Source organism: Pseudonocardia sp. TRM90224 (assembly GCF_021245725.1).
Lineage (GTDB): Bacteria > Actinomycetota > Actinomycetes > Mycobacteriales > Pseudonocardiaceae > Pseudonocardia.
On record NZ_JAJGSX010000018.1, the window covers coordinates 101,870 to 128,287 of the forward strand.

At 71.5% G+C, this 26,418-nt stretch carries 24 protein-coding genes; 10 read left to right on the plus strand and 14 right to left on the minus strand.

Going from position 1 to position 26,418, the window contains the following annotated elements; all coding sequences use genetic code 11:
- Positions 1 to 23: 23 nt before the first annotated feature.
- The 7 genes from LL648_RS23925 to LL648_RS23955 form a co-directional block, all read right to left on the minus strand.
- The gene (locus LL648_RS23925) at positions 24 to 1,247 is read right to left on the minus strand and encodes an amidase (protein ID WP_232664933.1); all 1,224 of its coding nucleotides are present in this window, start codon (positions 1,245 to 1,247) and stop codon (positions 24 to 26) included.
- A gap of 38 nt (positions 1,248 to 1,285) precedes the next feature.
- A complete protein-coding gene (locus LL648_RS23930) occupies positions 1,286 to 2,131 on the minus strand; it encodes a siderophore-interacting protein (RefSeq protein WP_232664934.1) in 846 nt (281 codons plus the stop codon).
- Between the two features lie 39 nt (positions 2,132 to 2,170).
- Positions 2,171 to 3,094 carry a carbohydrate ABC transporter permease gene (locus LL648_RS23935; protein WP_232664935.1) on the minus strand — a complete coding sequence of 308 codons (924 nt, stop codon included), beginning with the start codon at positions 3,092 to 3,094 and terminating at the stop codon, positions 2,171 to 2,173.
- A gap of 1 nt (position 3,095) precedes the next feature.
- On the minus strand, positions 3,096 to 4,007 hold the full coding sequence (locus LL648_RS23940; protein ID WP_232664936.1) for a carbohydrate ABC transporter permease: 912 nt from the start codon (positions 4,005 to 4,007) through the stop codon (positions 3,096 to 3,098).
- Between the two features lie 9 nt (positions 4,008 to 4,016).
- A complete protein-coding gene (ngcE, locus tag LL648_RS23945; protein WP_232664937.1) occupies positions 4,017 to 5,444 on the minus strand; it encodes an N-acetylglucosamine/diacetylchitobiose ABC transporter substrate-binding protein in 1,428 nt (475 codons plus the stop codon).
- 61 nt (positions 5,445 to 5,505) lie between these two features.
- Complete coding sequence (locus LL648_RS23950) at positions 5,506 to 6,264, minus strand: sugar isomerase domain-containing protein (RefSeq protein ID WP_232664938.1); 759 nt, start codon at positions 6,262 to 6,264, stop codon at positions 5,506 to 5,508.
- Positions 6,264 to 7,244 (minus strand): MurR/RpiR family transcriptional regulator, encoded by a 981-nt coding sequence (locus tag LL648_RS23955; protein ID WP_232664939.1) that lies wholly within the window; start codon positions 7,242 to 7,244, stop codon positions 6,264 to 6,266. The genes LL648_RS23950 and LL648_RS23955 overlap by 1 nt, the downstream gene beginning before the upstream one ends.
- Before the next feature lie 109 nt (positions 7,245 to 7,353).
- On the opposite strand from LL648_RS23955, the gene LL648_RS23960 reads away from it, so the two are divergent.
- From LL648_RS23960 to LL648_RS23970, 3 genes are all read left to right on the plus strand, one after another.
- Positions 7,354 to 8,358 (plus strand): N-acetylglucosamine kinase, encoded by a 1,005-nt coding sequence (locus tag LL648_RS23960; protein WP_232664940.1) that lies wholly within the window; start codon positions 7,354 to 7,356, stop codon positions 8,356 to 8,358.
- A gap of 67 nt (positions 8,359 to 8,425) precedes the next feature.
- Positions 8,426 to 9,742, plus strand: a complete 1,317-nt coding sequence (locus LL648_RS23965; RefSeq protein ID WP_232664941.1) for an L-fuconate dehydratase — start codon at positions 8,426 to 8,428, stop codon at positions 9,740 to 9,742.
- The gene (locus tag LL648_RS23970) at positions 9,739 to 10,491 is read left to right on the plus strand and encodes an SDR family NAD(P)-dependent oxidoreductase (protein ID WP_232664942.1); all 753 of its coding nucleotides are present in this window, start codon (positions 9,739 to 9,741) and stop codon (positions 10,489 to 10,491) included. The genes LL648_RS23965 and LL648_RS23970 overlap by 4 nt, the downstream gene beginning before the upstream one ends.
- Before the next feature lie 158 nt (positions 10,492 to 10,649).
- On the opposite strand, the gene LL648_RS23975 is transcribed toward LL648_RS23970, so the two are convergent.
- From LL648_RS23975 to LL648_RS23985, 3 genes are read right to left on the minus strand one after another with little or no spacing between them, the layout of a single operon-like run.
- On the minus strand, positions 10,650 to 11,621 hold the full coding sequence (locus LL648_RS23975; RefSeq protein WP_232664943.1) for an ABC transporter substrate-binding protein: 972 nt from the start codon (positions 11,619 to 11,621) through the stop codon (positions 10,650 to 10,652).
- Between the two features lie 27 nt (positions 11,622 to 11,648).
- Entirely contained in the window at positions 11,649 to 12,656 is a 1,008-nt protein-coding gene (locus tag LL648_RS23980; protein ID WP_232664944.1) for an ABC transporter permease, read from the minus strand.
- Entirely contained in the window at positions 12,653 to 14,161 is a 1,509-nt protein-coding gene (locus LL648_RS23985; protein ID WP_308190388.1) for a sugar ABC transporter ATP-binding protein, read from the minus strand. Before LL648_RS23985 ends, LL648_RS23980 begins: the two co-directional genes overlap by 4 nt.
- A gap of 201 nt (positions 14,162 to 14,362) precedes the next feature.
- Here LL648_RS23985 and LL648_RS23990 point away from each other — a divergent pair, with 201 nt between their 5' ends.
- Positions 14,363 to 15,331 carry an aldo/keto reductase gene (locus tag LL648_RS23990; protein ID WP_232664945.1) on the plus strand — a complete coding sequence of 323 codons (969 nt, stop codon included), beginning with the start codon at positions 14,363 to 14,365 and terminating at the stop codon, positions 15,329 to 15,331.
- Complete coding sequence (locus LL648_RS23995) at positions 15,328 to 16,170, plus strand: amidohydrolase family protein (protein WP_232664946.1); 843 nt, start codon at positions 15,328 to 15,330, stop codon at positions 16,168 to 16,170. The genes LL648_RS23990 and LL648_RS23995 overlap by 4 nt, the downstream gene beginning before the upstream one ends.
- A gap of 146 nt (positions 16,171 to 16,316) precedes the next feature.
- Here the strand turns inward: LL648_RS23995 and LL648_RS24000 are convergent, their stop codons facing one another.
- From LL648_RS24000 to LL648_RS24015, 4 genes are read right to left on the minus strand one after another with little or no spacing between them, the layout of a single operon-like run.
- Positions 16,317 to 16,997 (minus strand): FadR/GntR family transcriptional regulator, encoded by a 681-nt coding sequence (locus LL648_RS24000; RefSeq protein ID WP_232664947.1) that lies wholly within the window; start codon positions 16,995 to 16,997, stop codon positions 16,317 to 16,319.
- 49 nt (positions 16,998 to 17,046) lie between these two features.
- Positions 17,047 to 17,448 carry a RidA family protein gene (locus tag LL648_RS24005; protein WP_232664948.1) on the minus strand — a complete coding sequence of 134 codons (402 nt, stop codon included), beginning with the start codon at positions 17,446 to 17,448 and terminating at the stop codon, positions 17,047 to 17,049.
- Positions 17,445 to 18,215: an IclR family transcriptional regulator gene (locus tag LL648_RS24010; protein ID WP_232664949.1), complete on the minus strand. Its 771-nt coding sequence runs from the start codon at positions 18,213 to 18,215 to the stop codon at positions 17,445 to 17,447. The genes LL648_RS24005 and LL648_RS24010 overlap by 4 nt, the downstream gene beginning before the upstream one ends.
- On the minus strand, positions 18,196 to 19,197 hold the full coding sequence (locus tag LL648_RS24015) for a sugar kinase (protein ID WP_232664950.1): 1,002 nt from the start codon (positions 19,195 to 19,197) through the stop codon (positions 18,196 to 18,198). Before LL648_RS24015 ends, LL648_RS24010 begins: the two co-directional genes overlap by 20 nt.
- Before the next feature lie 103 nt (positions 19,198 to 19,300).
- Between LL648_RS24015 and LL648_RS24020 the strand changes: the two genes are divergently transcribed.
- The 5 genes from LL648_RS24020 (at position 19,301) to LL648_RS24040 (ending at position 26,417) form a co-directional block, all read left to right on the plus strand.
- Complete coding sequence (locus LL648_RS24020) at positions 19,301 to 20,542, plus strand: amino acid deaminase (RefSeq protein WP_232664951.1); 1,242 nt, start codon at positions 19,301 to 19,303, stop codon at positions 20,540 to 20,542.
- A complete protein-coding gene (locus LL648_RS24025) occupies positions 20,542 to 22,140 on the plus strand; it encodes an N-acyl-D-amino-acid deacylase family protein (RefSeq protein ID WP_232664952.1) in 1,599 nt (532 codons plus the stop codon). Before LL648_RS24020 ends, LL648_RS24025 begins: the two co-directional genes overlap by 1 nt.
- Complete coding sequence (locus tag LL648_RS24030) at positions 22,137 to 22,775, plus strand: bifunctional 4-hydroxy-2-oxoglutarate aldolase/2-dehydro-3-deoxy-phosphogluconate aldolase (protein ID WP_232664953.1); 639 nt, start codon at positions 22,137 to 22,139, stop codon at positions 22,773 to 22,775. Before LL648_RS24025 ends, LL648_RS24030 begins: the two co-directional genes overlap by 4 nt.
- 166 nt (positions 22,776 to 22,941) lie before the next feature.
- Complete coding sequence (locus LL648_RS24035) at positions 22,942 to 24,129, plus strand: hypothetical protein (protein WP_232664954.1); 1,188 nt, start codon at positions 22,942 to 22,944, stop codon at positions 24,127 to 24,129.
- A complete protein-coding gene (locus tag LL648_RS24040) occupies positions 24,126 to 26,417 on the plus strand; it encodes a serine/threonine-protein kinase (RefSeq protein WP_232664955.1) in 2,292 nt (763 codons plus the stop codon). Before LL648_RS24035 ends, LL648_RS24040 begins: the two co-directional genes overlap by 4 nt.
- Position 26,418 lies beyond the last annotated feature (1 nt).

The following is a 26,418-nucleotide window of genomic DNA, read 5'->3' on the forward strand; positions in this document are numbered from 1 at the left end:
TTCCCCTCCACCGATGACGGCGCCTACCCGAGCGCCTCCCGCCACTGCCTCGACCAGCCCACGAGCTGCTCGTCCGTGCCGACGTCCCCGGCGAACTGCATCCCGAGCGGCAGCCCGCGCAGCTCCCCAGCGGGCAGCCCGAGCACCGGCATCCGGGCCTGCGTCCACGGCAGGTTCATCCCGGCGTCGCCGGTCGACGCCAGGCCGGCCGGCGCGGGCCCCAGCGCAGACGGCGACACCCACACGTCGACGCCTTCCGCGCGGCTGCGCTCGGCGAGCTGCCGCGCGAAGACCTCCCGCTGCTCCAGCGCAGCGCGGTAGTCCGCGTCGGAGACGGCCCGACCGTCCCGGATCAGTTCCACGGTCGCCGGCCGGTAGCTGCCGAGGTGCACGTCGAACCACTGCGCGTGGCCACGGGCGAACTCGAACAGGTTGATCCGGTAGTGCCGCATCCGCGCCTCGACGATGTCGGGCAACATCGGGACCCGCAGGACGGTGTGACCGGCCGCGACGAGCTTGCCGACCCGCTCCTCGAAGACCGCGAGCGCGGCCGGCTCGACCTGCGCGAGGAAGGGCCCGGCGGGCACGCCCAGCACCGCGCCGCGATCGGCACGCGCGGGCGCCCAGGTGTCGCAGAGCACCGCCATCGCCGTCTCCAGCACGTCCAGGTCGGCCGCGAACGCACCCACCGTGTCGAACGTCGGCGCGTTCGCGATCACACCGTCGGTCGGGATCCGCCCGTATGTGGGCTTGAACGCCGCCACCCCGCAGAAGGCCGCCGGGCGCAGCACCGAGCCGACCGTCTGCGTGCCGATCGCGAGCGGGACGATCCCGGCCGCGACGGCGGCGGCCGAACCGGAGCTCGACCCGCCCGGGGTGTGCGCGGGGTTGCGCGGGTTGCGCGTCGGCCCGGGCGCGCTGAACGCGAACTCGGTGGTGACCGTCTTGCCGAGCACGACGGCACCGGCCGCCCGCAGGCGGCTCACCGCGCTCGCCTCCGGACCGTCGAAGAGCGCGTGCGGCAACGCCGTGCCCGCACCGGTCGGCAACCCTTCGACGCTGAAGATGTCCTTGATCCCGACGGGCACGCCGTGCAGCGGCCCCGCGGGCAGCGCCGCGACCTGCGCGGTCAGCCGCTCGCGCCGCGCCGGCTCGTCGACGAACGCGTGCAGGAGGGGATCACGGCGCTCCAGTGCGTCCAGCGCCTGGAGTGCAGCCGTTGCGCCGTTGCCCGCCACGCCCCCCATTCAGCCACATCCGAGCTGGCAAGATCCTCAAGATTCGGTCACGGCAGCACGTCGGCGTGGTCCTCCAGCTCGGCAGCCGTCGGCGGCTCGTCCTGCGTCATGTTGGCGCGCCAGTAGCCGGTGAACGCCACCGAACGCTTCTCCAGGCCACGTTCGTCGACGAGGTGCCGGCGCAGCGCGCGGACGGTGGACGCCTCACCCGCCAGCCACGCGAACACCGGTCCCGGCGGCAGCTCGGCGGCGCGGACCGCCTCGACCAGCAGGTCGGGGCCGTGCGGCCGGTCGCCGCGGTGCACCCAGTTGACCGTGACGTCGGCGAGCGGCTCCCAGGACTGCTCCTCCCTGGCGTCGACGACCTCGGCGAACACGACGGCCCGCTCCCCCGCCGGGAGCGACTCCACCCAAGCCGCCATGGCCGGCAGCGCCGTCTCGTCCCCCACGAACAGCTTGGACGTGCCCGGTTCGGCCGTCCGGAAATGGCTGATCGCGGGCCCGAGCAGGCCGATCATCGCGCCGGCCCGCGCGGCGGCGGCCCAGCTCGACGCCGGCCCGTCGCCGCCGTTCTCGCCGTGCATCACGAAGTCGATCTCGACCTGCTGCCGGTCGGCGAGGTGCCGGCGCACCGAGTACGTGCGCATCCACGGCCTGCGCTCCTCCGGGACCGCCATGAAGCTCTGGTACCAGCGCATCTTGTCGCCGTCGGGGGGCGGGAGCGGAACCTCCGGCCGCCCCCCGTCGCGCGAGAAGAACAGTTTGACCTGCTGGTCGGGCGCGAGCGGGCGGAAGCCCGCGAGCCCCGGCCCGCCGAACGTGATCCGCCGCATGTGCGGCGTGACCAGCTCGGACGAGATCACGTACACCTCGGAGTAGGACAGTTCGCTCACGGATCACCCCTCATCATGGATTAGGTGATCCTAAGCTAACTACTTCAAGGCGCCTACGCTCAAGCCGTCCTGGATCTTTCGCTGGAAGGCCGCGTAGACCACGACAACCGGCAGCAACGCGATCACCAGACCGGCGAACAGCGCGCTCCAGTCGCTGCGGTACCCGGTGTCCGACGCCAGCAGCGTGAGCCCCTGCGACAGCACCTTGTAGTCGGTCGACTTCATGATCGCCAAGGGCAGCAGGAACTGGTTCCACAACCCGAGGAAGTTGAAGATCGCCACGCTGATCAGCCCCGGCTTCGCCAGCGGCAGCATGATCCGGAAGAACGCGCCCGCGTGCGAGCAGCCGTCCAGCATCGCCGCCTCGGCCAGCGCCCCCGGCAGGGTGCGGAAGAAGCTGGTGAGGAAGAAGACCGTGAACGGCAGCGCGTACGCGGTGTAGACGAGGATCAACCCGTAGTAGGTGTCGATCATGCCCAGGTTCTGGACGATGAAGAAGAGCGGCACCAGCGCGAGGAAGATCGGGAAGGTCATCCCGCCCACGAAGGCGTAGTAGATGATGTTGCGCCCGGGGAACTCGTAGCGGGCGAGCACGTAGGCCACCATCGCCCCGAACAGCATCACCAGCACCACTGACGCCACGACGACGATCGTGCTGTTGATGAAGTACTTGCCGATCTCGGCGTTCGTCCACGCGCGCACGAAGTTGTCGAAGCGCCACTCGCCCGGCAGCCCCCACGGTGAGGTGAAGATCTCCCGGTCGGTCTTGAACGCCGTCAGCACCGCCCAGACCAGCGGCACCAGCGAGATCAACGCCCACACCACGAGGAAGCCCGTGGAGAAGAGGTTCAGCGTCCGCTCGCCTGCCGTCGGCCCCTCCGCGTTCCCAGACCGTTCGGTCGTGGTGGGGAGGGTCGATGCCCGCTCGCGCGTCTCGATCACACCTGCGTCCGTCTGGTTCATGTCAGAACTCGATCCGCTCTCGCCGGGTTGCCCGCAACGCGACGACCGCCAGCACGATGAACACCAGGCACAGCGCAACGCCGATGGCCGTCGCGTAGCCGAACCGGCCCTCGACGAACGCCTTGCGGTAGAGGTACTGCGACACGATCAGCGTGGAGTTGTCCGGGCCACCCTCCGGCAACATCGCCTGGAACAGGGTGAACCCGTCCAGCATCGTGATGCCCAGGTAGATGTAGGACACCTGGATGCTGTCCCAGATCATCGGCAAGGTGATCGAGAAGAACGTCCGCATCCGCCCCGCGCCGTCCAGCGTGGCGGCCTCGAACACGTCGGTCGGCACCGACTTCATGGCCGCGCTGAACAGCACGTAGTAGAAGCCGACCGCGCCCCAGATCAGCACCACCGTGAGCGCGGGCAACGCGAACGTCGTGTCGCCGAGCCAAGGGCGGACCGCCCAGTCCAGGCCGATCACCCGGAGCAACGCGTTGAGCAGGCCCGCCTCGGGGTTGTAGAAGAACGTGAACAGCACACCGGCGAGCACCACTGGCACGACGTGCGGGAAGAAGAAGACCACCTGGTAGAACCGCGACCCCCGCACCCCGCCCCTGGCGAGGAGGCCGCGGCGCCCACCCAATGACGTCATGGTCGCCAGGAAGAGCGCGATTCCGAGCGTCACGACCGGGACGATGATCAGCAGCAGCAGGTTGTGCCACATCGCCTTCCAGAACAGCTGATCACCGGCGAGCTCGACGAAGTTGTCGAGGCCGATGAACTTCTGGTTGGCCGAGAACCCTCGCCAGTCGGTCATCGAGATGTAGAAAGCCTGCACGTACGGGCTCACCACGAAGACGACGTACAGCAGGAGCGGGAGAGCGAGGAAGCTCGCGATGAACCGGTACTTTCCGTAGCCCATGACGCCGTCTCAGCGGGTGTACTTGGGGACGTTCGGGTCCTTGGCCAGCTTGTCGGCTTCGGCCTGCACCGTGGTGATGAACCCGTTGGCGTCGATCCGGCCGGCCAGCAGGTTGCCCAGCTGGGCCTGCAGCACCGACTTCCAGAAGTTCACGTACCAGGTGTTGATCTTCCAGCTGAAGACGTTCGACCCCGCCTTGTCGAGCACGGCCGACATGGACTCCAGGCCCGGGGTCTTCTTCGCGCCCTCCGTCGCACCCTTCACGCCGGGGACCGACGCGGTGAGCTCGGCGAACTGCGCAGCGCCCGCCTTGGAGAGCATGATCCGCAGGTACTCCATGCCGCCGTAGACGTTCTTGGCCTTGGCCGGCACGAGGAACGCCTCGGTGGGCTGGGTGTGCACGGCCTCGACGGGCAGCGCCGAGCCCGGGCCGAGCACGGGGACGGGCGCCGCGGTCATCGTGAAGTCGTCCGGCGCGATCCCCTTCATCTCGTTCTCCAGCCATGAGCCGGAGACGTAGAAGGCGGCCTTGCCCTGCACCCACGCCGTCTGCGCCTCGGTGTGCTTGAGGCCCTCGCTGCCCGGCATGAAGTAGCCCTTGCGGACCATCTCCTCGAGCGCCTTCACCCCGGCGACGACGGTGTCCTGCTTCCAGGCGTCCGGCTCCAGGTTGTCGATCTTCTTGGCGACGTCCGGGCCGCCCTGCTTGATCGCCATTCCGAGCGAGAGGTCGAAGATGTAGTCGGCCGCGTTCGTGCCGCCGTAGGCCCAGGGCGAGATGCCGGTGGCCTTGATGGTCTCGCAGAGCGCCATCATCTGGTCGAGCGTGGTGGGCACCTGCCAGCCGTTCTTCTCGAACAGCGGCTTCGAGTACCACATCGGATAGCCCGCGTAGACATAGTTGAGCATGAGGAACTTGCCGTCGTAGGTGCCCTGCTCGATCACACCGGGCAGCAGCGTGTCGCGCACCTTGACGTTCGGGTCGTCGACCGACGGCGCGTCGAGCAGCGGCGTGAGGTCGGCGCACTGACCCTCGGCGGCGAGCGTCGCGTAGTCGATCTTCTGCGCGCCGGCGTCGTCGAGCACGTCCGGCGGGTTCCCACCGACGAACCGGGGCTGCATTTCCTGCGCGATCTGTGTCGTCGCGAGGTGGGTGATCTTCGCGTTGGGGAAGCTCTTCGTGTACAGCGCTTCGTGCGCCTTGGCGTAGTCGTCGCCGTAGCCACCCTTGAAGATGACGACCTCGAGGCCGAGGTCGGCCGGCACGCCGAGCGGGTTGGTCGCCGTCTTCTCACCTTGCGCGGCCGTGGTCCCACCGCCACCGCCGCCACCACCGGTCGCGCACGCGGACAGCAGTCCGGCACCAGGGACGGCCAGCAGTCCCGCTGCAGCAAGACGCTGCAGGAACTGTCTGCGGTCCAAGCCAGAGCTCGTCATTGAATCTCCTCGACTTCGAACGGCCGGCGTCCTGGCTGACGACGGCGGGCGGGGGAACGGTTCATGCTGGGCGCCGGATCCGGCCTGCGTAGCGGGCTTCCAGTGCGTCGTTGTGCACGTCGCCCTCCGGCACGTTCGCCGAGATGTAGACGGGCGGCGTCTCGTCGGCGTCGACCATGGTCCGCACGACCTCGGCCACGATCATCTGCGCGAGCAGCGCCGCGGTGATCGAGGAGATGGCGCAGACCTGGATGTCGCCCGCCGTGAGCATCGCGTCACCGTAGGGGGCGCCGTTGTCCAGCACCACATCCGCGATCTCGAAAAGTCTTTTCCCCGAAGGGTGCCGCGATGTGACGCGGGTGGTGTGCGCCATCGACGTGATCGCGATCAGCTGGTGGCCGCGCTCCTTCACCATCTGCGCGAGCTCCACGACGGAGCCGTTGCCACCGGAGTTGGACGCCATCACGAACACGTCCGCCGGGTGGGGCGCGTTGAGCTCGTAGAGCCGGCGCGCGACGGCCGGGTCGCGTTCGAGGTGCTCGGAGTAGAGCACGTCCGGTGGGTCGCCACCGAGCAGCACCAGGTCCCGCAGCGCGATCATGTTCGTCGGGACGAGCCCGCCGGCACGACCGGCTATCTCCATGGCCAGCGCTTGCGAGTGGCCGGTCCCGAAGGCCTGCACGACCCCTCCCGCGCGCAGCCCTTCGACGACCAGCTTCGCGGCTTCGGCCACACCTGCTGCCTGCTCGGCGGCGACCCGCCGGACCGCTTCCTCTGCCGCAGCGGCGAACGCCGCCGCGGACACCTCCACCGGAGCCATCACTCTCCTTCGTCGTCGGTCGGTCGGGCTGGGGGCGCGGGCGACAGCAGCGCGCTCCCCGAGGTCGGGCGCGGCTCAGGCGGCATCCGATGCCCCGCGACGGCGTCCGCGGTGCGGGCGAAGGCCGTCGTAGCGCTCTCGTGGGTGCGCTGCGCCACCGCGAGGTAGAGCAGGTCGAGCACGAGGATCTGGGAGTGGCGCGCCGACATCGCACCCGAGCGGAAGGAGGCCTCGCGCACCGACGTGCCCAGCACGTGGTCGGCGACGTCGGCGATCGGGGAGGAGGTGAAGTTGGTGAGCGCGACCGTCAGCGCGCCGCAAGCGCGGGCCTGCGCCAGCATCTCGATCGTCTCGGTGGTGCGCCCGCTGTGCGAGAGCGCGATGGCGACGTCGCCGGGCCGCAGCAGCGCAGCGCTGGTCAGCCCGTTGTGCACGTCGGACCACATCCAGCTGGCGATGCCGACCCGGTGCATGCGCAGCTGCATGTCGAGCACCACCGCGGCGCTGCCGCCGATGGCGTAGAAGTCGACGCGCCTCGCGCTCGCGATGGCGTCGGCGACCGCGTCGACCGCGGCGACGTCGAGCACGGCGGCCGTCTCGTGCATCGCCTGCAGGTCGACCGCGACGAGCGTCTTGAGCACCCGGGCGAGCGGGTCGGTCGGCAGCACGTCGGCGCCGATGCCCAGCTCCCAGCCGGCCTGGTCGGCGCGGCCGACGTCGGTGGCGATCCCGACCCGCAGCTCGGTGTAGCCGGCCACACCGAGCGTGCGGCAGAAACGCGTGACGGTTGCCGGTGAGGTGCCGCTGCGCTCCCCCAGCTCGACGATCGTCGCGCGCGAAGCCCATCCGGGATCCTCGAGGATCACCGCAGCCACTTGCCGAAGAGCGCCGGTCAGACTGGGTACGAGGTTCCGCAGATGGACCAGAAGTCCGCTCGCGCCCGCCTCGAGGGCGGAGTCGGAGCCTGCGGCCACACCCATGGATCATCCTTTCAGCCCGGCGGAAGGTGGTGAAAATTTCCACCAGGACGGGTGAAGTGTCAATACCGCGGTAACAGATTTTGACCGGCTCGTGACGAAGGAGCACCGGATGGACCTGTTCCTGGGCATCGACGTGGGCGGGACGGGCACCCGCGTGGCCGTCGTCGACGCCGATGGGCGGGTGCTGGGCAGCGCGCTCGGCGCGGGCGGCAACCCGATCACGCATCCCCGATCCACCGCGTTCGGCGTGCTGGCCGACACGCTGGGCACCGCGGTCGCCGGGCTCGCCGCCGGATCCGTTCGTTCGGTACGGGCGATGGTGGTCGGGATGGCGGGCAGCGGTTCGGTGCCGGCCGATGTGCTCGCGAGCGAGCTGGCGACGGTCGCCGGCACCGTCGGGATCACGTGCACGCCGGAGGTGGTCGGCGACGCCGTCACCGCGTTCGCCGCCGGCACCCCGGAGCCCGACGGTGTCGTGGTGATCGCCGGGACCGGCGCCGCCACCGTGCGGATGACCGGACGGGCGTGGACCGACGGCATCGACGGCGACGGATGGCTGCTCGGAGACATCGGATCTGCGTTCTGGCTCGGCCGCAAGGGCGTTCAGGCTGCGCTGGCGGCGCTCGACACCCGCCGGGAGGCGACCACCCTGCTGCCCGCGGTGACCGCCGCGCTGCTCGGCGCCCCGACCGCGAAGCCCGGCTCGCCGGCATCCGGCCTGTGGCTGCGCGAGCGGATCGTGGAAGCCGTCACGGCGCAGGCGCCGATCGCGCTGGCCCGGCTGGCTCCGCTGGTGAGCGTGGCCGCGGCCGAGGGCGACCCGGTGGCCGAGCGCATCGTCGCCGCAGCGGCTAGCGCGCTGGTCAGCAATGTCTCGGCGATCCGCGCCCCCGACGAGCGGACGCCGATCGTGCTCGCCGGCTCGGTCGCCGGCGGCCGCACCCCGGTCGCCGCGCTCCTGCGGGCCGAGCTGGATGCCGGGTGGCCGGGATGCGTCCGGGTCGCCGGCGACTGTGGGCTGGCCGCGGCGTGGCTCGCCGCGCTGGCGGGAGGGGTCCGCGGAGCGGCCGCGACCGAGCTGCACGGGTCGCTGTTCGGACGTGTCGCGTCGTAGTGGAGCAGCGGCCGAACGTCGTATAACCTCATCCGCAATACATCCGATGTCTATGAAGGGTCGCCCTATGAGCGTTGGACAGCGGATCACCGCCGTCCGCACCCTCGACGTCCGGTTCCCGACATCGCGCGAGCTCGACGGCTCCGACGCGATGAACCCCGACCCGGACTACTCGGCCGCCTACGTCGTGATCTCCACCGACGCGGGCGACGGCCTCGAGGGCCACGGATTCGCGTTCACGATCGGGCGCGGGAACGAGGTGCAGACCGCCGCGATCGACACGATCGGATCGTGGCTCGTCGGACGCCCGCTCGCGGAGACGCTCGACGGGCTCGGCGCGGTGTGGACCGAGCTGGTGCACGATTCGCAGCTGCGCTGGCTCGGTCCGGAGAAGGGCGTCATCCACATGGCGGTCGCCGCGGTCGTCAACGCGCTGTGGGACCTGCGCGCCAAGCGCGCCGGCCAGCCGCTGTGGAAGCTGCTGTCGGACCTCTCCCCGGAGGAGCTGGTCGACCTCGTCGACTTCCGCTACCTGACCGATGCGCTGACCAGGGACGAGGCGCTGGCGATCCTGCGCGCGGCCGAACCCGGCCGGGCCGAGCGCGAACGCGTGCTGCGTGAACGGGGCTACCCGGGCTACACGACCTCGCCGGGATGGCTCGGCTACGACGACGAGAAGCTCGCCAGGCTGTGCCGCGAGGCCGTCGACGACGGGTTCACGCAGATCAAGCTCAAGGTCGGCGCCGACCTCGACGACGACAAGCGCCGCATGCGGATCGCGCGCGACACCGTCGGCCCCGACATCCGCATCGCGATCGACGCCAACCAGCGCTGGGACGTCGGGCCCGCCATCGAGTGGGTGCAGGCGCTCGCCGAGTTCGAACCGTGGTGGGTCGAGGAGCCGACCAGCCCCGACGACGTGCTCGGGCACGCCGCGATCGCCCGCGGCATCGCGCCGATCAAGGTGGCGACCGGGGAGCACGTGGCGAACCGGGTGGTGTTCAAGCAGCTCCTGCAGGCCGAGGCGATCGCGTACATGCAGATCGACGCGACCAGGGTCGCCGGGGTGAACGAGAACATCGCGAACCTGCTGCTCGCGGCGAAGTTCGGAGTGCCGGTCTGCCCGCACGCGGGCGGGGTCGGGCTGTGCGAGCTGGTGCAGCACCTGTCGATGTTCGACTTCGTGGCCGTCTCCGGTTTGCTGGACGACCGCGTGATCGAGTACGTCGACCACCTGCACGAGCACTTCGTCGAGCCGGTCGTCATGGAGCGCGGCGCCTACCGCGCACCGACCGGGCCGGGAGCGGGCGCCGAGATGCACGAGGCGACGCTGGCGCGGTTCCGCTTCCCCGACGGCGCAGAGTGGGCGGAGGGGCAGGCATGACGGACTTCGCAGGGCTCGTCGCCGTCGTCAGCGGCGGCGGCTCCGGCATCGGGCTGGCCGCGGCGCAGCTGCTCGCCGAGCGCGGCGCGCGGGTGGCCTGCCTCGACCTCGACCCGTCGGAGGTGCCGGAGCCGCTCGTCGGGATCAGGGCCGACGTCACCGACGAGGCCTCGGTCGACGCGGCGGTGGCCGGTGTCGTCGAGCGGTTCGGCGGGATCGACATCGTGGTCAACAACGCCGGCATCGGCGCGCAGGGCACCGTCGAGACCAACCCGATCGACGAGTGGCAGCGGGTGTTCGACGTCAACGTGCTCGGCATGGTGCGGCTCTCCCGGGCGGCGCTGCCGCACCTGCGCAGGTCGAACGCCGCCGCGATCGTCAACACCTGCTCGATCGCGGCGACCGCCGGCCTGCCGCAGCGTGCGCTCTACAGCGCGAGCAAGGGTGCGGTGCAGTCGTTGACGCTCGCGATGGCCGCCGACCACGTCGCCGACGGGGTGCGGGTCAACTGCGTGAACCCCGGGACCGCCGACACCCCGTGGGTGGGCCGGCTGCTCGACTCCGCCGCCGACCCGGCCGCCGAACGGGCCGCGCTGGAGGCCCGCCAGCCGATGGGCCGGCTCGTGTCGGCGGCCGAGGTCGCCGCCGCGATCGCCTACCTCGCCAGCCCGCTCTCGGCTTCGACAACGGGCACGGCCCTGGCCGTCGACGGTGGGATGCAGGGCCTGCGCCTGCGCCCCCGCACGTAGAACTTCCCCACCGTTTTGGGCACATGCGCGCCGTTGCGGCGCGCATCCACCCAAAACGGTGGGGAACTTCGGGTACCGGGGGCGAAACTTCCCCACCGTTTTGCCAACCTGCACAGCCGTGAGGGCGTGCAAGTAGGCAAAACGGTGGGGAACTTCGGTCACTCGTAGAGGACGGCCTTGATCTCCGGGCTGTCGATGTTGGACTTGTCGTACCAGAAGTAGCCGGTGTCGATGACCTTCGGCAGCTGCTCCTTGTTCAACGCCTTCACCGCCGCCGAGACGAGCTGCTCGCCCATGCCGACCGGGTTCTGCGTGATCGCGCCGATCATCGCACCGGATCGGATGGCGTCCAGCTGGGCCTTGCCGGAGTCGAACCCGATGACCTTGATCCCGGTGGCGCCGCTCTCGGCGATGCCGCGGATGACCCCGACGGCCGAGCCCTCGTTCGCGCCGTAGATGCCCTTCACGTCCGGGTTCGACGCGATGATCGACTTGGTGATGTCGGCCGACTTGGCCTGGTCGCCGTCGCCGTACTGCGGCGGGAGCAGCTGGATGCCCGGCGCGTTCTTCTGCATCCAGTCGACGAACCCGTCTCGGCGGTCGATGCCGGTGCGGCTGGTCTGGTCGTGCACGACCAGCGCGACCTTGCCGGTGCCGCCGAGCGCCTCGGACATGTGCTTGGCCGCCTCGCCCGCTGCCGCCTTGTTGTCGGTCGCGGCGGTGGTGAGCGGGACGTCGCTGTCGACGCCGGAGTCGAACGCGATCACCGGGATGTTGCGGCTCTTGGCCTGCTGCAGCTGCGGCGCGAGGGCGCGCGAGTCGAGCGCGGCGATGCCGATCACGCTGGGCTGCTTGCCCAACGCGTTCGTCAACATCGTCACCTGCGCTTCGATCTCGGTCTCCTTCGAAGGGCCGTCGAAGGTGATCTGCACCTTTTGCTTGGCCGCTTCCTGCTCCGCGCCCTTCTTGACCGCCTGCCAGAACTGGTGCTGGAAACCCTTCGAGATGATCGCGATGTAGGGCTGGTCGCCACCACCACCACCGGCGGCCGGGCCGCCACCACCGCAGGCCGCGGCCGTCAGGGCCAGCGCGGCTGCGGCCAGCCCCGCAGCCACTCGTGTGATCCGCATGTCGAGCTCCCTTGGTCGAGGTCCAGGTCAGGTGGTTGTGGTGGCGCGCCTGCGCGCCATGTCGACGTACACCGCGAGCAGGATCACGATCCCGAGGATCACGTTCTGCCACTCCTGCGGGATCGACATGATCTGCAGCCCGTTGTTGAGCACCGAGATGATCAGCGCGCCGATCACGGTGCCGACGATCGTGCCTTTGCCGCCCGAGAGCGACGTGCCGCCGATGACGACCGCGGCGATTGCCTGCAGCTCGTAGCCCATCCCGGTGGCCGGCTGCGCCGATCCGAGGCGGGCCGAGATCATCACGCCGGCCAGGCCGGTGAAGAGGCCGGCGAGCGTGTAGATGGCGATCTTCCAGCGGCCGACGTCGATGCCGGAGAGCGCGGTCGCCTCCTCGTTGCTGCCGATCGAGTACGTGTAGCGGCCCAGCACCGTCTTGTTCAGCAGCACCCCCGCGACGACGGCCGCGAACGCCAGCACGAGCACGGCGTTGGGGAAGTTCGAACCCGGCACGAGGCTGCCGATCGAGAGGTCGATGTAGGCGGGGTGATCGCTGAAGTAGATCGGCGTGCTGCGCGAGACGACCAGCGCGAGCCCTTGCGCCACCAGCATCATCGCGAGCGTCGCAATGAACGGTGGCAACCGCAGCACAGCGACGTTCACACCGTTGATCAGCCCGAGCAGGCCGCCGAACAGGATCGCCAGCAGCACGCCGAGTGGTAGCGGGATGCCGAAGTCGACGATGAACTTCCCGGACATGACGGCGCAGAGCGCCATCCCGGTGCCGATCGACAGGTCGATGCCGCCGGTGATGATCACGAACGTGGTGCCGAGCGCGAGCAGCCCGATCACGACGGTCGAGAACAGGATGTTCGTGACGTTGCCGTAGTTGAAGAAGTTGGGGCTGACCACCGAGAAGAACGCGAAGATGATGATCAGACCGGCGAACGCGAGGAACTGCTGGATGCGGCCGCGCGCGGCACGCAGGGCGGGTGCCGGCGCCGCCGTCTCGCTCTTGGTCATCGACGTGCTCATGTCTGCGCGGCCTCCGGTCGCAGGGTGGCGAGCTCCATGACGGACTCCTGGGTCGCTTGTGCCGCGGCCAGCTCCCCGGTGACCCGACCCTCGCTCATCACGATGACGCGATGGGACATGCGCAGTACCTCCGGCAGTTCCGAGGAGATCATGACGATCGACTTGCCCTGAGCGGCCAGCTCGTTGAGCAGCCGGTAGATCTCCTCCTTCGCACCGACGTCGATGCCACGGGTCGGCTCGTCGACGATCAGCACGTCACAGTCCTTGACCAGCCACTTCGCCAGCACCACCTTCTGCTGGTTGCCGCCGGAGAGGTGCTTGACCGTCTGATCGACCGACGGCGTGCGGATGCCGAGCGCCCCGACCATCTCGGTGGCCTTCGCCCGCATCGCGCCGCGGCGCACGAACCCCCACGACTGGAAGAGGTCGCGCACGGAGCTGAGCGCGACGTTCGCGGTGACGTCCTGCTCCAGCAAGAGGCCGAGGTGCTTGCGGTCCTCCGACAGGTAGCCGATGCCCAACCGGGCCGCTTCCGCGGGGTTCGTGATGTGCACGGGCTTGCCGCGCAGCGCGACCTCCCCCGATACGACGGGGTCGGCACCGACGATCGCGCGCGCCACCTCCGTCCGCCCCGCGCCCATCAATCCGGCGACACCGAGGATCTCGCCCTCGCGCAGCTCGAAGGAGACGTCCCGCAGCAGCGTCTTCGTGGTGAGCCCGCGCACGGAGAGCACGGCGGGCCGATCGTCGCGCACGCCCTCAGGGCCGGCGCCGGCCGCGATCTCCCGACCGACCATCCGGACCACGACGTCACGGACCGTCGTGCCGTCGGCGTCGAGCGTGTCGACGTAGCGCCCGTCGCGGATCACCGTGATGCGGTCGGCGATGCGCTTCAGCTCGTCCATGCGGTGCGAGATGTAGATGACGCCGGTCTCGGGGCTGCGGAAGCGGCGGATCAGGTCGTGCAGCACCTCGACCTCGGCGTCGTTCAGCGCGGCCGTCGGCTCGTCCATGATCAGGACCTTGGCGTCGTACGACAGCGCCTTGGCGATCTCCACCATCTGCTGGCGGGCGACGGTCAGGTTGCCGACGATCTCGCCGGGCTCCAGCGGGAGGTGCAGCCGGTCGATGAGCTCGCGAGCACGCGCGGTGAGCGCGTTGTCGGAGAGGAACCCGCCGAGGACCCGCGGCTCGCGGCCGATGAAGATGTTCTGCGCGACCGTCAGGTCGGGCATCAGGTTGAACTCCTGGTGGATGATGCTCAACCCTTGCGCCAGCGCGTCGCGCGGGCCGTTGACCTGCAGCGGGCGCCCGTCGAGGAAGAACTCTCCCTCGTCGGGCTGGTGGATGCCGGTCAGCAGCTTCATCAGCGTCGACTTGCCGGCACCGTTCTCGCCCACGACGGCGAGCACCTCGCCGCGACGCAGCTCGATGTGCATCCCGGCCAGTGCCTGCACACCGGGGAATCCCTTGCTGACCCCGCGTGCTTCGAGCAGGGGGGTCACGTGACCACGCTCACGGGCGGTACCGTAGACATCCGATCTCTCCCCGGTCAAGACTGTTCGGCCGGGCGTGAGAGAGACGTGACCTGCAGAGACATCCGACCTCTAGTCGTGCAAAATCGAATGCTACACCCAGCCCATGCCGTCCCGCGGCATCTGTGGTGGGGTGCGAGCCGAACATGATCCGGAAAGGCGATGGAACTCATGGCGCCACTCGGCAGGAGCAGCGTTGAGGTGAGCCCGATCGGGTTCGGCGGCGCCGCGCTCGGCAACCTCTACAGCGAGGTGAGCGAGGCGGATGCGCGCGCGACGATCGACGCGGCATGGGACGCCGGCACCCGCTTCTTCGACACCGCTCCGCACTACGGCCTCGGCCTGTCGGAGCGCAGGATCGGGGCCGCGCTCGCGGGCCGTCCCCGCGACGAGTACACGATCTCCACCAAGATCGGGCGGCTGCTCGTACCCGTCCCGGGAGGAGCCGGCCGGCAGGACGAGGAGGGCGGCTTCGCCGTGCCCGCCGACCACCGGCGGGTGTGGGACTTCTCCGCCGACGGCGTGCGTCGCAGCCTCGACGACAGCCTGGCGCGGCTCGGGCTCGACCGGGTCGACCTGCTGCTGATCCACGATCCCGACGACCACTGGGAGCAGGCGGTCGGCGAGGCCTACCCCGCGCTGCACGAGCTGCGCGCCCAGGGCGTGATCGGCGCGATCGGGGCCGGGATGAACCAGTCGGCGATGCTCACCCGGTTCGTCCGGGAAACCGAGATCGACGCCGTGCTCATGGCCGGTCGCTACACGCTGCTCGACCAGTCGGCGGAGGCCGACCTGCTGCCGGCCTGCGCCGAGCGCGGTGTCTCGGTGATCGCGGCCGGGGTGTTCAACAGCGGTGTGCTGGCGACCGACGACCCGCCGGAGAACGCCACCTACAACTACGCGCCCGCAGCGACGGAGATCCGCGAGCGCGCGCTGCGGATCGGCGCGGTGTGCCGCCGCCACGGCGTGTCCGTTCCTGCGGCGGCGATCGCGTTCGTCGCGAGGCGGCCCGAGGTCGCGACCGTCCTGATCGGGGCCCGGACCCCCGACGAGATCCGCAGCAACGCCGTCTCGGCCACCGCGGAGATCCCGGAAGCGCTGTGGGCCGACCTCGCCGCGGAAGGTCTGATCGCCGCATGAGCGTCGTCGACGCGCACCACCACCTGTGGGACCCGGCGACCGGCGACAACCAGTGGCTGGACTCGCCCGGCCTCGAAGGGATCAACCGGGCGTACACGCTCGACGACCTGCGCGCCGTCGCACCCGCCGACGTCGAAGCGACCGTGCTGGTGCAGACGCTGAACTCCACAGCGGAGACCGAGCGGCTGCTCGCCGCGGCGGCGGGCTCGGCGCTCGTCGCGGGTGTGGTCGCGTGGGTCGATCTGACCAGCGCCGACGTCGGTGCCCAGCTCGACCGGCTTGCCGCCCAGCCCGGCGGCACGAAGGTCGTGGGCATCCGGCACCTCGCGCAGGACGAGCCCGACCCCCGCTGGCTGGCCCGCGAGGACGTCGCACGCGGGGTGGCCGAGCTCGGCCGGCGCGGGTTGACCTACGACGTGCTGGTGCGCGCGCCCCAACGAGCGGCGGCGCTGGAGCTCGCGCGGGCCGTCCCCGACGTGCGGCTGGTGCTCGACCACGCCGGCAAGCCGGGCATCGGCGACGGCGAGTGGGACGGCTGGGCGAGCTGGCTGACCGAGCTGGCCGCCTTCCCGAACGTCGACTGCAAGCTCTCGGGACTGCTGACCGAGGCCGCGCCGGGCAAGCAGGACGTCACCACCTTGCGCCCGTACGCGGAGCACGTCCTGGGCGCCTTCGGCCCCGACCGCGTGCTCTACGGCTCCGACTGGCCGGTGTGCGAGCTGGCCGGCGGCTACCCGGCGGTGTGGGCGAGCACGCAGGAGTTCCTCGCCGGCCTGTCGGAGGCGGAACGCACCGCCGTCCGATCCGGGACGGCCCGGCGCGCCTACGCGCTGCCCTGACGCCAACTTCCCCACCGTTTTGGGCACATGCGCGCTCAGGCGGCGCGCATCCACCCAAAACGGTGGGGAGATCGGCGAACTTGCCCACCGTTTTGCCTACCTGCACGCCCTCGAGGGTGTGCAGGTTGGCAAAACGGTGGGGAAGTTTACTGTTCGACCAGCGCGCTGCGGAGCCACTTCTCGACGTCGGCGATGTGGACGGTGGCCCAGGAACGGGCGACGTCTGGCTGGCGGGCCTCGATGGCGTCGCAGATCGCGGTGTGCTGCTCGATGGTCCGTGCGACCGCGCCCTCCTGGGTGAGGCCGCGCCAGATCCGCGCGCGGGTCGTCGGGCCGGAGAGCCCTTCGATCAGCGAGCAGAGCACGGCGTTGCCGCTACCCGCGGCGACCCTGCGGTGGAACTCCAGGTCGTTCGCGACGAGCGCTTCGACGTCGGGGTCGGGGTCGAGCTCGGCCAGCACCTCGCGCAGGCCTGCGACGTCTTCGGCCGGCATCGTCAGCGCCGCCATCGCCGTCGCCGCAGGCTCCAGGATCCGGCGCACCTCGAAGAACTCCAGCACGGTGTCGTCACGGTGGAAGTCGACGACGAACGTCATGGCGTCGAGCAGCAGGTCGGGGTCGAGGCTGGTGACGTACGTGCCGTCGCCCTGCCGCACGTCGAGCACCCTGATCAGGGACAGCGCCTTGACCGCCTCGCGCAGCGAGTTGCGCGAGAGCCCGAGCCGTTCGGCGAGATCCGCCTCGCGGGGCAGGCGCGCGCCCGGCCCCAGCTCGCCCGAGACGATCATCGCCTTGATCTTCTCGATCGCTTCGTCGGTGACCGGCACTCAGCCCTCCTGAACATCGGATGTCTGTGGAGGGTACGGGTAAAGCCGGCTATACCGCCGCAAGGGCGTCGATCTCCACCAGCATCACTTCGTGGGGGAGGTCGACGAACACGGTCGTCCGGCAGGGCAGCTCGCCGCTCGGCACGTGCTCGGCCATGTACGCGGCGTAGACCTCGTTCATCGCCGGGAAGTCGGCGCGGGTGGTGAGGTACACCCGCATCATGATCACGTCCTCCAGCGTCGCGCCGCCGGCCTCGATGATCGCCCGGACGTTCTCCAGCGTGCGCAGCGTCTGCTCCCGGACGTCGCCCTCGCCGATGTAGGTGCTGGTCGCCGGGTCCATCGGGCCCTGCCCCGACACCTGCAGCAGGCCGCCCTTGCGCAGGCCCTGGCTGTAGGTGTGGGCAGGTGCGGGTGCCGCGGTCGTGCTGACGACGATCTTGCCGGTCATGCGGGATGTCCCTTCCTCGGTTCGACAGGTCGCCACCCGCAGTCACGGGAGATGCGCTCGGTGACGGAGAGCAGGGCCGGCAGCAGGTCCAGCAGCCGGTCGTAGGTCATGACGATGTCGGGCACGGACACCGAGACGGCGGCAACCGCGCGGCCCGACGCGTCGCGGACGGGCGCGCCGACGCAGTTGATCGACGGCTCGTTCTCCTCGCGGTCGCGCGCCCAGCCCTGCGCACGGACCCGCGTGAGCTCGGCGCGGAACGCCGCCCGGTCGGTGATCGTGTTCGGGGTCGCCTTCGCGAAGGTCAGCGCGTCGAGCAGCACGTCGAGCTCACCCACCGGCAGGTCGGCCACCAGCACCTTGCCCGCCGCCGTCGAGTGCACCGGCGCCCGCAGCCCGATCCGCGACGCCATCCGGACGTGGTCGTGCGACTCCAGCTTGTCGATGTAGACGACCTCGGTGCCGGCCAGCTCCGACAGGTGCGTCGTGCGGCCGTGCGCACGGTTGAACGTGGTGAGGTGCGGCGCCGCGATCCCGCGCACCTCGCGCTGGTCGAGCCCGCGCGACGACAGCTCGTGGATGCGCGCGCCGAGGTGGTAGCGATGGCTACCGTCGCGGAAGACGAAGTGCTCGTCCGCGAGCGTGCGCAGCAGCCGCAGCACCGTGGTCTTGTGCACGCCGACGGCCGCGGCCAGCTCGTCGAGCGTCGCGGGCCCGGCACCCAGCCTGGTCAGGATCTGCAGCGCCTTACCGAGCGACTGGCTCATCAGCGTTCCTGACGTGCATCTCCGCCCACTCTCGCTCGGAGACGTCGAGCAGCGCCGCGGCGAGCGGCGGCGCGGAATCGCCCTCGATCATCAGGACGGCCGCCGCGCCGAGGTGGCCGCGGCGCAGGCAGCGCTGCACCGGCTCGTCGCGCAACACGCCGGTCAGCAGGCCCGCGGCAAAGGCGTCGCCGGCCCCGACGGGCTCCACGACGTCCACGGCGAGCGCGGGCTGCACGACGACGTCGCCGGCCCGGTCGACGGCGTACGCCTCCCGCGCCCCGTCCTTGACGACGACGAGCCGCGGCCCGGGGAGCAACGAACGCAGGGCGGCGGGCGAATCGGCACCGAACACGCGCCGGGCCTCGTCGGCGCCGACGAGCACGATGTCGGCCGCGCCGGCCAGTTCGACGACGACGGCCGGGTCGCCGTCGGGCCACATCTGCTCGCGCCAGTTGATGTCGAAGCTGGTCAGCGGCCCCTCGACGCGACGGGCGATCAGCAGCTCCCGCATCATCGCCGCCGACGTCGCCGAGATCGCCGCGGTGATGCCGCTCGTGTGCACCACTCGCGCCGAGGCCATCCGCTCCCGCACGGCGGGCACGTCGAGGAACGCCGGCCCCATCGCGGAGGCCGCCGACCCGGCGCGCCGGTAGAGCATGCGAGTCGCCGGCTGCCCGTCGGCGTCGACGTCGCTCGCCTTGGCGTAGCAGCCGGTCGGATGCTCGGGGTCGACCTCGATGCCGCCGGTATCGACGCCGTGGTCGCGCAGCTGGCCGACGAGGAACGTGCCGAGCGGGTCGTCTCCGACCCGGCCCACCCACGCCACGTCGACGTCGGCGGCCGCGAGCCCCATGGCCACGTTGAGCTCGGCGCCCGCCGGCAGGGCCGAAGCAATCAGGGCCGTCGCTGGATCGGGCGGGCCGTCGGACAGTGCGGGGAGGAGGGCGAGCGCCTCGCCGAGACAGACCACGGCAGCAGGCACTGGCCCCGCCCTCCTGATTGACGCGTTCGGCGCGGCGATGCTACAACCGCCGTAGCGACATACGCAACGATGGTTGCGTGAGACGCAACCGAGAAGAGGGTGCATGGACGGCACATCCGGGCTGCACGCGTGGGACAAGTCCCTGCCCGCCGCGGCGGACGGCATGGCGGCAACCGACTTCGTAGCGACGAAACCACGACTCTCGACCTTCAGCACACCCCTGCTGGTGCTCAGCTCACCCGCGATGGACGCGAACCTCGACCGGATGGCGGCGCACTGCGCCGAGCACGGACTCGCGCTCGCACCCCATGGCAAGACCACGATGGCGCCGGCGCTCTGGGACCGGATGCTCCGGGCGGGGGCGTGGGGCATCACGATCGCGAACGCGGCGCAGCTGCGGGTCGCGGTCACGTTCGGCGTGCGGCGGATCATCCACGCGAACGCGCTGGTCGACCCGGTCGCGCTGGCCTGGCTCGCCGACGTCCAGCGGGCCGACGCCGGCCTGCAGGTGCTGACCTGGGTCGACTCGACCGGCACGGTCGCCGCGATGGACGCTGCACTGGCCACGGCCGCGCCGTCGCACCCGATCGATGTGCTCGTCGAGCTGGGCGCGCCGAACGCGCGCACCGGCGCGCGGGACGTCGCGACCGCGCAGGCCGTCGCCGCCGCGGTCGACGCGAGCCCGTACCTGCGGCTGGCCGGCACGGCGGGTTACGAGGGCTCGCTCGCGCACGACGCGACGGACGCCTCGCTCGCGATCGTCCGTCGCTACCTGCAGGACCTCGCCGAGCTGCACGGATCGCTCGCCGTCGACGGCGACTCGATCATCACCGCGGGCGGCAGCTCGTTCTTCGACGTCGTCACCGAGGTGCTCGCCCCGCTGGCGGCCCCCGGCACCGAGGTGGTGCTGCGCTCGGGCGCCTACATGATCCACGACGACGGCTTCTACCGGCGCATCTCACCGTTCAGCCGCGACGGCGACGCGCCGTTCCGCTCGGCGATGCACGCGTGGGCACGGGTGATCTCGCAGCCGGAGCCGGGGCTGGCGCTGCTCGACGCCGGCAAGCGCGACGTCCCGTACGACGAGGGCCTCCCGGTGCCACAGCTGATCGCCGACCAGCTGGGCGCGCCCGCCATGCCACTGGAGGGCGAGATCACGGCCGTCAACGACCAGCACGCGTACCTCCGCTACGACCCCGCCACGGTGGTGCGGGTCGGGCAAGTGGTCCGGCTGGGTCTCTCGCACCCCTGCACGGCGTTCGACAAGTGGCGCTGGATCCCCGTGATCGACGAGGAGGACGTCGCCGACCCGGTGGTCACGGAGCTGGTCAGGACGTACTTCTGATGCGGACCCTCGTCCGGCACGCCGCTGTCGTCGACGGCACCGAGTCCGACCGGTACACCGCCGACGTGCTCGTCGACGGCGGACGGATCGCCGCGATCGGGACGGTCCGCGAATCGGCCGACCGTGTGATCGACGCCGACGGGCTGGTGCTCTCCCCCGGCTTCATCGACATGCACTCCCACTCCGACCTGCAGATCCTGCTCGACACCGAGCACCTCGCGAAGATCAGCCAGGGCTGCACCACGGAAGTGTTCGGGCAGGACGGCCTCTCCTACGCACCGGTGGACGACGCCGCGCTCGCGATGCTGCGCCGCAAGATCGCCGGCTGGAACTCCGACCCGGGCCCCGAGACGTTCACCTGGCGCAGCGTCGGGCAGTACCTCGACCGGCTCGACCAGGGCGTAGCGGGCAACGCGGCCTACCTCGTGCCGCACGGAGTGGTGCGCGCGCTCGTCTGCGGCTGGGACGACGTGCCGGCCACCGACGCCGACATCGCCGCCATGCAGGAGATCGTGCGCGTCGCGATGGCCGAGGGCGCCGTCGGGATGTCCGCCGGGCTGACGTACACGCCGGGCATGTACGCCGGGTCGGCCGAGCTGATCGCGCTCTGCCGCACGGTGGGCGAGCTCGGCGGGTTCTTCGCACCGCACCACCGCTCGTACGGCAAGGGCGCGCTCGACGCCTACGCCGAGATGATCGACCTCACCACGCGGGCGGGCTGCCCGCTGCACCTCGCGCACGCGTGCATGAACTTCAGCCCGAACAAGGGCCGGGGCGCGGAGCTCGTCGAGCTGCTGGACGGGGCGATCGCCCGCGGCGCCGACATCACGCTCGACACCTACCCCTACCTGCCCGGCGCGACGACGCTCTCGGCCGTGCTGCCGAGCTGGTCGTCGTCGGGTGGGCTGGACGAGACGCTGCGGCGGTTGCACGACCCGTCGGCGCTCGCGCGGATCAAGGACGACCTGGAGGTCCGCGGGTCCGACGGGCACCACGGTGTGGTCGTCGACTGGGACATGATCGAGATCAGCGGCGTGACCAACCCCGACCTCGACGGCGCCGTCGGCCGGACCGTCGCACAGCTCGCCCACGACCACGGCAAGGCGCCGTTCGACGCGTTCGTCGACCTGCTGGTCCGCGACGACCTCGGCACCGGGATCCTGCACCACATCGGGCACGAGGAGAACGTCCGGACGATCATGCGGCACTCCCGGCACACCGGCGGGAGCGACGGGATCCTCGTCGGCGCGAAGCCGCATCCCCGCGCTTGGGGGACGTTCCCGCGCTACCTCGGGCACTACAGCCGCGACCTGGGCGTCTTCTCGCTGGAGGAGTGCGTCGGGCACCTCACCGGACGCGCCGCCGCGCGGCTGCGGCTGCACGACCGCGGGCTCGTCCGCACCGGCTACGCCGCCGACCTCGTGCTGTTCGACCCGGCGACGATCGCCGACACCGCCACCTACCCCGACCCCCGCCAGGCGGCGACCGGTATCCCTTACGTGTTCGTGAACGGAGAACTCGCCATGGACGACGGACGCCGCACCAGCGCGCTGGCCGGGAAGGCGCTGCGCCGCCGAGCGGACGGGTCGGTCGCGTGAACCCGCTCGACCCGATGCACGTGATGGACGTGCTGCGCACCGACCGCGCGCTGACCGTTGTGCGCGCCGACCGGATCCCCGACCCGGTCGCGCTCTCGATCGCGCTCGCCGAGGGCGGCATCCGCACCGTCGAGCTGACGTTCACGACGCCGGGGGTGCTCGACCACATCACGAAGGCGGCGGGCGCCGGTGTGCTCATCGGCGCCGGCACGGTCATGTCGGACGAGCAGGCCCGTGCCGCGATCGACTCCGGGGCCCGGTTCCTCGTCACGCCGGGCCTGCGGCCCGCGGTCGCCGAGGTCGCCGTCGCCGCGGGCGTGCCGGTATTCCTCGGCGCCTTCACCCCGACCGAGGTCGCGACGGCCCTCGACCTGGGCGCGGCCGCCGTCAAGATCTTCCCGGCCGGACGGCTCGGCCCGAAGTACCTCTCCGACCTGCGCGGGCCCTACCCGGGCATCGGGCTGGTCCCCTCGGGCGGGCTGTCGGCCGACAACGCCGCGGAGTACCTCGCCGCAGGCGCCCTCGCCGTCAGCGCCGGGACGAGCGTCGTGCCGCCGGCGGTCGTCGAGGCCGGGGAGTGGGCGGAGATCACCGCCCGCGCCCGGACGTTCGCGGCAGCGATCGCGGCAAGGTAACCCGCTGCACCCACCCCGCCCGCCCGCGACGAGCGCGGGGGGTTGCGCGACGCATACGCCGGGCCGCTGCGCCGGCCACGACGAGGTCACGGACGGCGCTTCCTGTCGCCCGTCCGCGCTACCCTCCCGTCACCGAGCAGCGGCCGAGGGGGGTGGTGCGACGGTGATGAGCAACGTCGACGTGCTGTCCGAGCTGGAGCGCCGGGCGGCGGCTGAAGGCCGCATCGCGGCGGCCCTCGTCGAGCTCGAACGCCACCCCGGCCACATCCTGCTGAGCACCGCGACCCTCACCGGGCGCACGGCCGAGCGTTGGGCCGCCGCGTCCGCCGCGCTCGCCGGGTTGTGGCGCGATTTCGCGACCCACCAGCGGATCGTCGCCGACGCCGAGGCGGTGCGGGCGCGCAAGGCCCGTCCCGGCGAGCCCGAGCTGGCCGAGCTGCGCCGGTTGTTGGTCGAGGCGTCGATCGAAGAGCGGCGCACGGTCGTCGAGCGCCGGTTGAGCGGCGATGTCGTCGATGTCGAGACGATCACGTTGCCGGATCTCGCCGAGCGGATGGAGAGCGCGTTCAAGCTCGTCGACGAGCTGGTCGAGACGTGCGGCGCGCTGCACGCCCAGCTGCTCGCCGGCCTCACACCGCTCGCGGAGCGGGCCAACGCCGCCCGCGTGCTGGCGCACGAGCTGGGCGAGGACCTCACGGCGGTCACGGCGCGGATCGCGGCGCTCGACAGCGAGGGCACTTCCGACCCGCTCTCGCTCGCCGACGGCGTGCTCGCGGCCCGGCTCGCGGAGCTCGACGCCGAGCTGGGCGCCGCGTCGGCCGCGCTGGCCGAGCACGCCGCCGCGCGGGCCGGATGGGACGACACGATCGCGGCGCTCACGTCCGGCATCGCCGCGCTCGGTCCGCTGCGCTCCGCGGCGCTCGACGCGTGGCAGCACGCCGCCGAGCGGATCGTCGGCCCCGTCCCCGAGGTCCCGCCCGATCGGACGGCCGCGCTGGGCCGGCAGCTCGCCGAGCTCCAGGCGCCGGGGCCCTGGCAGGCCCGGGCGGCGGCCGCCGAGCGGCTGCGGATCTCCGTGGCCGAGGCGGCCGGCGAGCTGCGCACGGCCCACCAGCTCGCCACCGGCCTGCTGGAGCGGCGCGCCGAGCTCCGCGGGCGGCTGGAGGCGTTCCGCGCCAAGGCCACCCGGCTCGGCCACGCCGAGCGCCCCGAGCTGCTGGCGCTCGACAGCGAGCTGCGCGAGCTGTTGTGGAGCCGCCCGTGCGACCTCGCCGCCGCCACCCGCGCGCTCGCCGCCTACCAGCGCCACCTGCACGCACCCAACCCCACTGATCAGCAAGGACGCACCGCATGACGGCTGCACGTTGCCAACGCCCCGGATGCGATGGCCAGATCGAGGACGGCTTCTGCAACGTCTGCGGCCATGCCGGCGCAGCGGTGGAGGCGAGCGTCCGCACCGCGGCCGGCCGGCCCGACCTCACGGTCCCGACCGCGGCCGGGCACTTCAGCGGGAGCACCGGCAGCGGCCGGACCGGCCCGGGCAGCTGGGGCAGCGGGAGCACCGGCACCGGCGGCTCCCGCCCGACCCGACGCGGCTCCGGCCGCACCATGCGCACCGGCACCGCCCGCAGCAGGCTCGGCGCGGGCCTCGTCGACGTCCCGCCGGTGCCGCGGATCGACCCGTCCAGCGCCCTGCTGGCCGACCCGAAGGTGCCGGAGGAGAAGCGCTTCTGCGGCAAGTGCAACCAGCCGGTCGGCCGGGCCCGGGAGGACCGCCCCGGCCGGACCGCCGGCTTCTGCCCGAACGACGGCCACCCGTACAACTTCGAGCCGAAGCTGCGGCCGGGCACGCTCGTCGCGGGCCAGTACGAGGTGCGCGGGTGCCTCGCGCACGGTGGGCTCGGCTGGATCTACCTCGCCGTCGACCGCAACGTCGACGACCGGTGGGTCGTGCTGAAGGGCCTGCTCAACGCGGGCGACACCGACGCGATGGCCGCCGCCGTCGCGGAGAAGCGGTTCCTCGCGCAGGTCAGCCACCCGAACATCGTCTCGATCTTCAACTTCGTCGAGCACCCCGACGACGACGGCTCCGAGGTGGGCTACATCGTCATGGAGTACGTCGGCGGCTCGTCGCTCAAGCAGCTGCTGGAGGCGCGCAGGCTGCCCGACCGCACCATCGATCCCCTACCGGTCGCCCAGGCCATCGCGTATGCGCTGGAGATGCTGCCCGCGCTCGGCCACCTGCACTCGCTCGGGCTCGCGTACTGCGACTTCAAGCCCGAGAACGTGATCCAGTACGACCGCCAGCTCAAGCTGATCGACCTCGGCGCCGTGATCCGCATGGACGACCAGCTCAGCGCGATCTACGGGACGATCGGCTACCAGGCCCCGGAGATCGCGGCCGACGGCCCGTCGCCGGCCTCCGACGTGCACACCGTCGGGCGCACGCTCGCCGTGCTCGCGCTGGGCATGGTGCCGGCCCGCCGCGGCCGGCCCGCGATGCTGCCCGACCCCGCCGAGGAGCCGATCCTCGCCCGCCACGAGTCGTTCCACCGCGCGCTGCTGCGCGCGACCGACCCCGACCCGCTGTGCCGCTTCGAGTCGACCGACGAGATGGCCGAGCAGCTCGCCGGCGTGCTGCGCGAGGTGCTCTCCACCGACGACGGCAAGCCGCGGCCCGCGGTGTCGTCGGTGTTCGCGCAGCCGCGCGGCACGTTCGCGCCAGGGCTGCTCGCCCAGGGCAGCGAGGCCGGCCGGCCCGCGCCCCACCGGGTGGCCGCCGCGCTCCCGGTGCCGCTGGTCAACACCGCCGATCCCGCCGCCGGGTTGCTGGCCTCGCTGGCGACGACGGACCGCGGCGAGGTCGAGCGGATCGTCTTCTCCACGCGCAACCCGAGCGTCGAACTACGGCTGCGGCTGGTCCGGGCCTACCTCGACGACGGCGACGCGCGTGCGGCGCGTGGTGGGCTCGCCGACATCGCCGCCATGGAGCCCGACGACTGGCGGCTCGACTGGTACGGCGGCATCGCGGCGCTGATCGAAGGCGATTTTGCGAGCGCGTGCGCGGAGTTCGACACCGTCTACTCCACGCTGCCCGGCGAGACCGCGCCGAAGCTCGCGCTCGCGGCGGCCGCGGAGTGCGCGCGGGAGGACGCCCTGGCCGGGCGCTACTACGCGCTCGCCGGCCGACCCGACCCGAGCGTCGCCGATGCCTCGTTCGGGCTGGCCAGGGTGCTTCTGCGGGCGGGCGACCGGGGTCGCGCGCTGGCCGCGCTCGACACGATCCCGGAGAGCTCGAGCCGCTACGTCGCGGCTCAGCTCGCCGCGGTGCAGGCCACGCTGCTGCGCCGCTCCGGGGAGCGGGTCGGCGAGCCGGAGCTGCGAGCGGCGGCGGCCAGGGTCGAGCGGCTCCAGCTCGACCCCGCCACCAGCCACCAGGTGAGCGCGTCGCTGTTCACCGCGGCCGTCGAGCTGACCCCGGCGAACGGGCCGTATTTCCTGGGCACGCAGTGGAACGAGCGGGAGCTGCGGCTCTCGCTCGAACGCTGCCTCCGCACCTCGGCGCGGCTCACCTCGGATGCGCGCGAACGGGTCGAGCTCGTCGACAAAGCCAACGCCGCTCGGCCCCGAACGTGGATCTGAT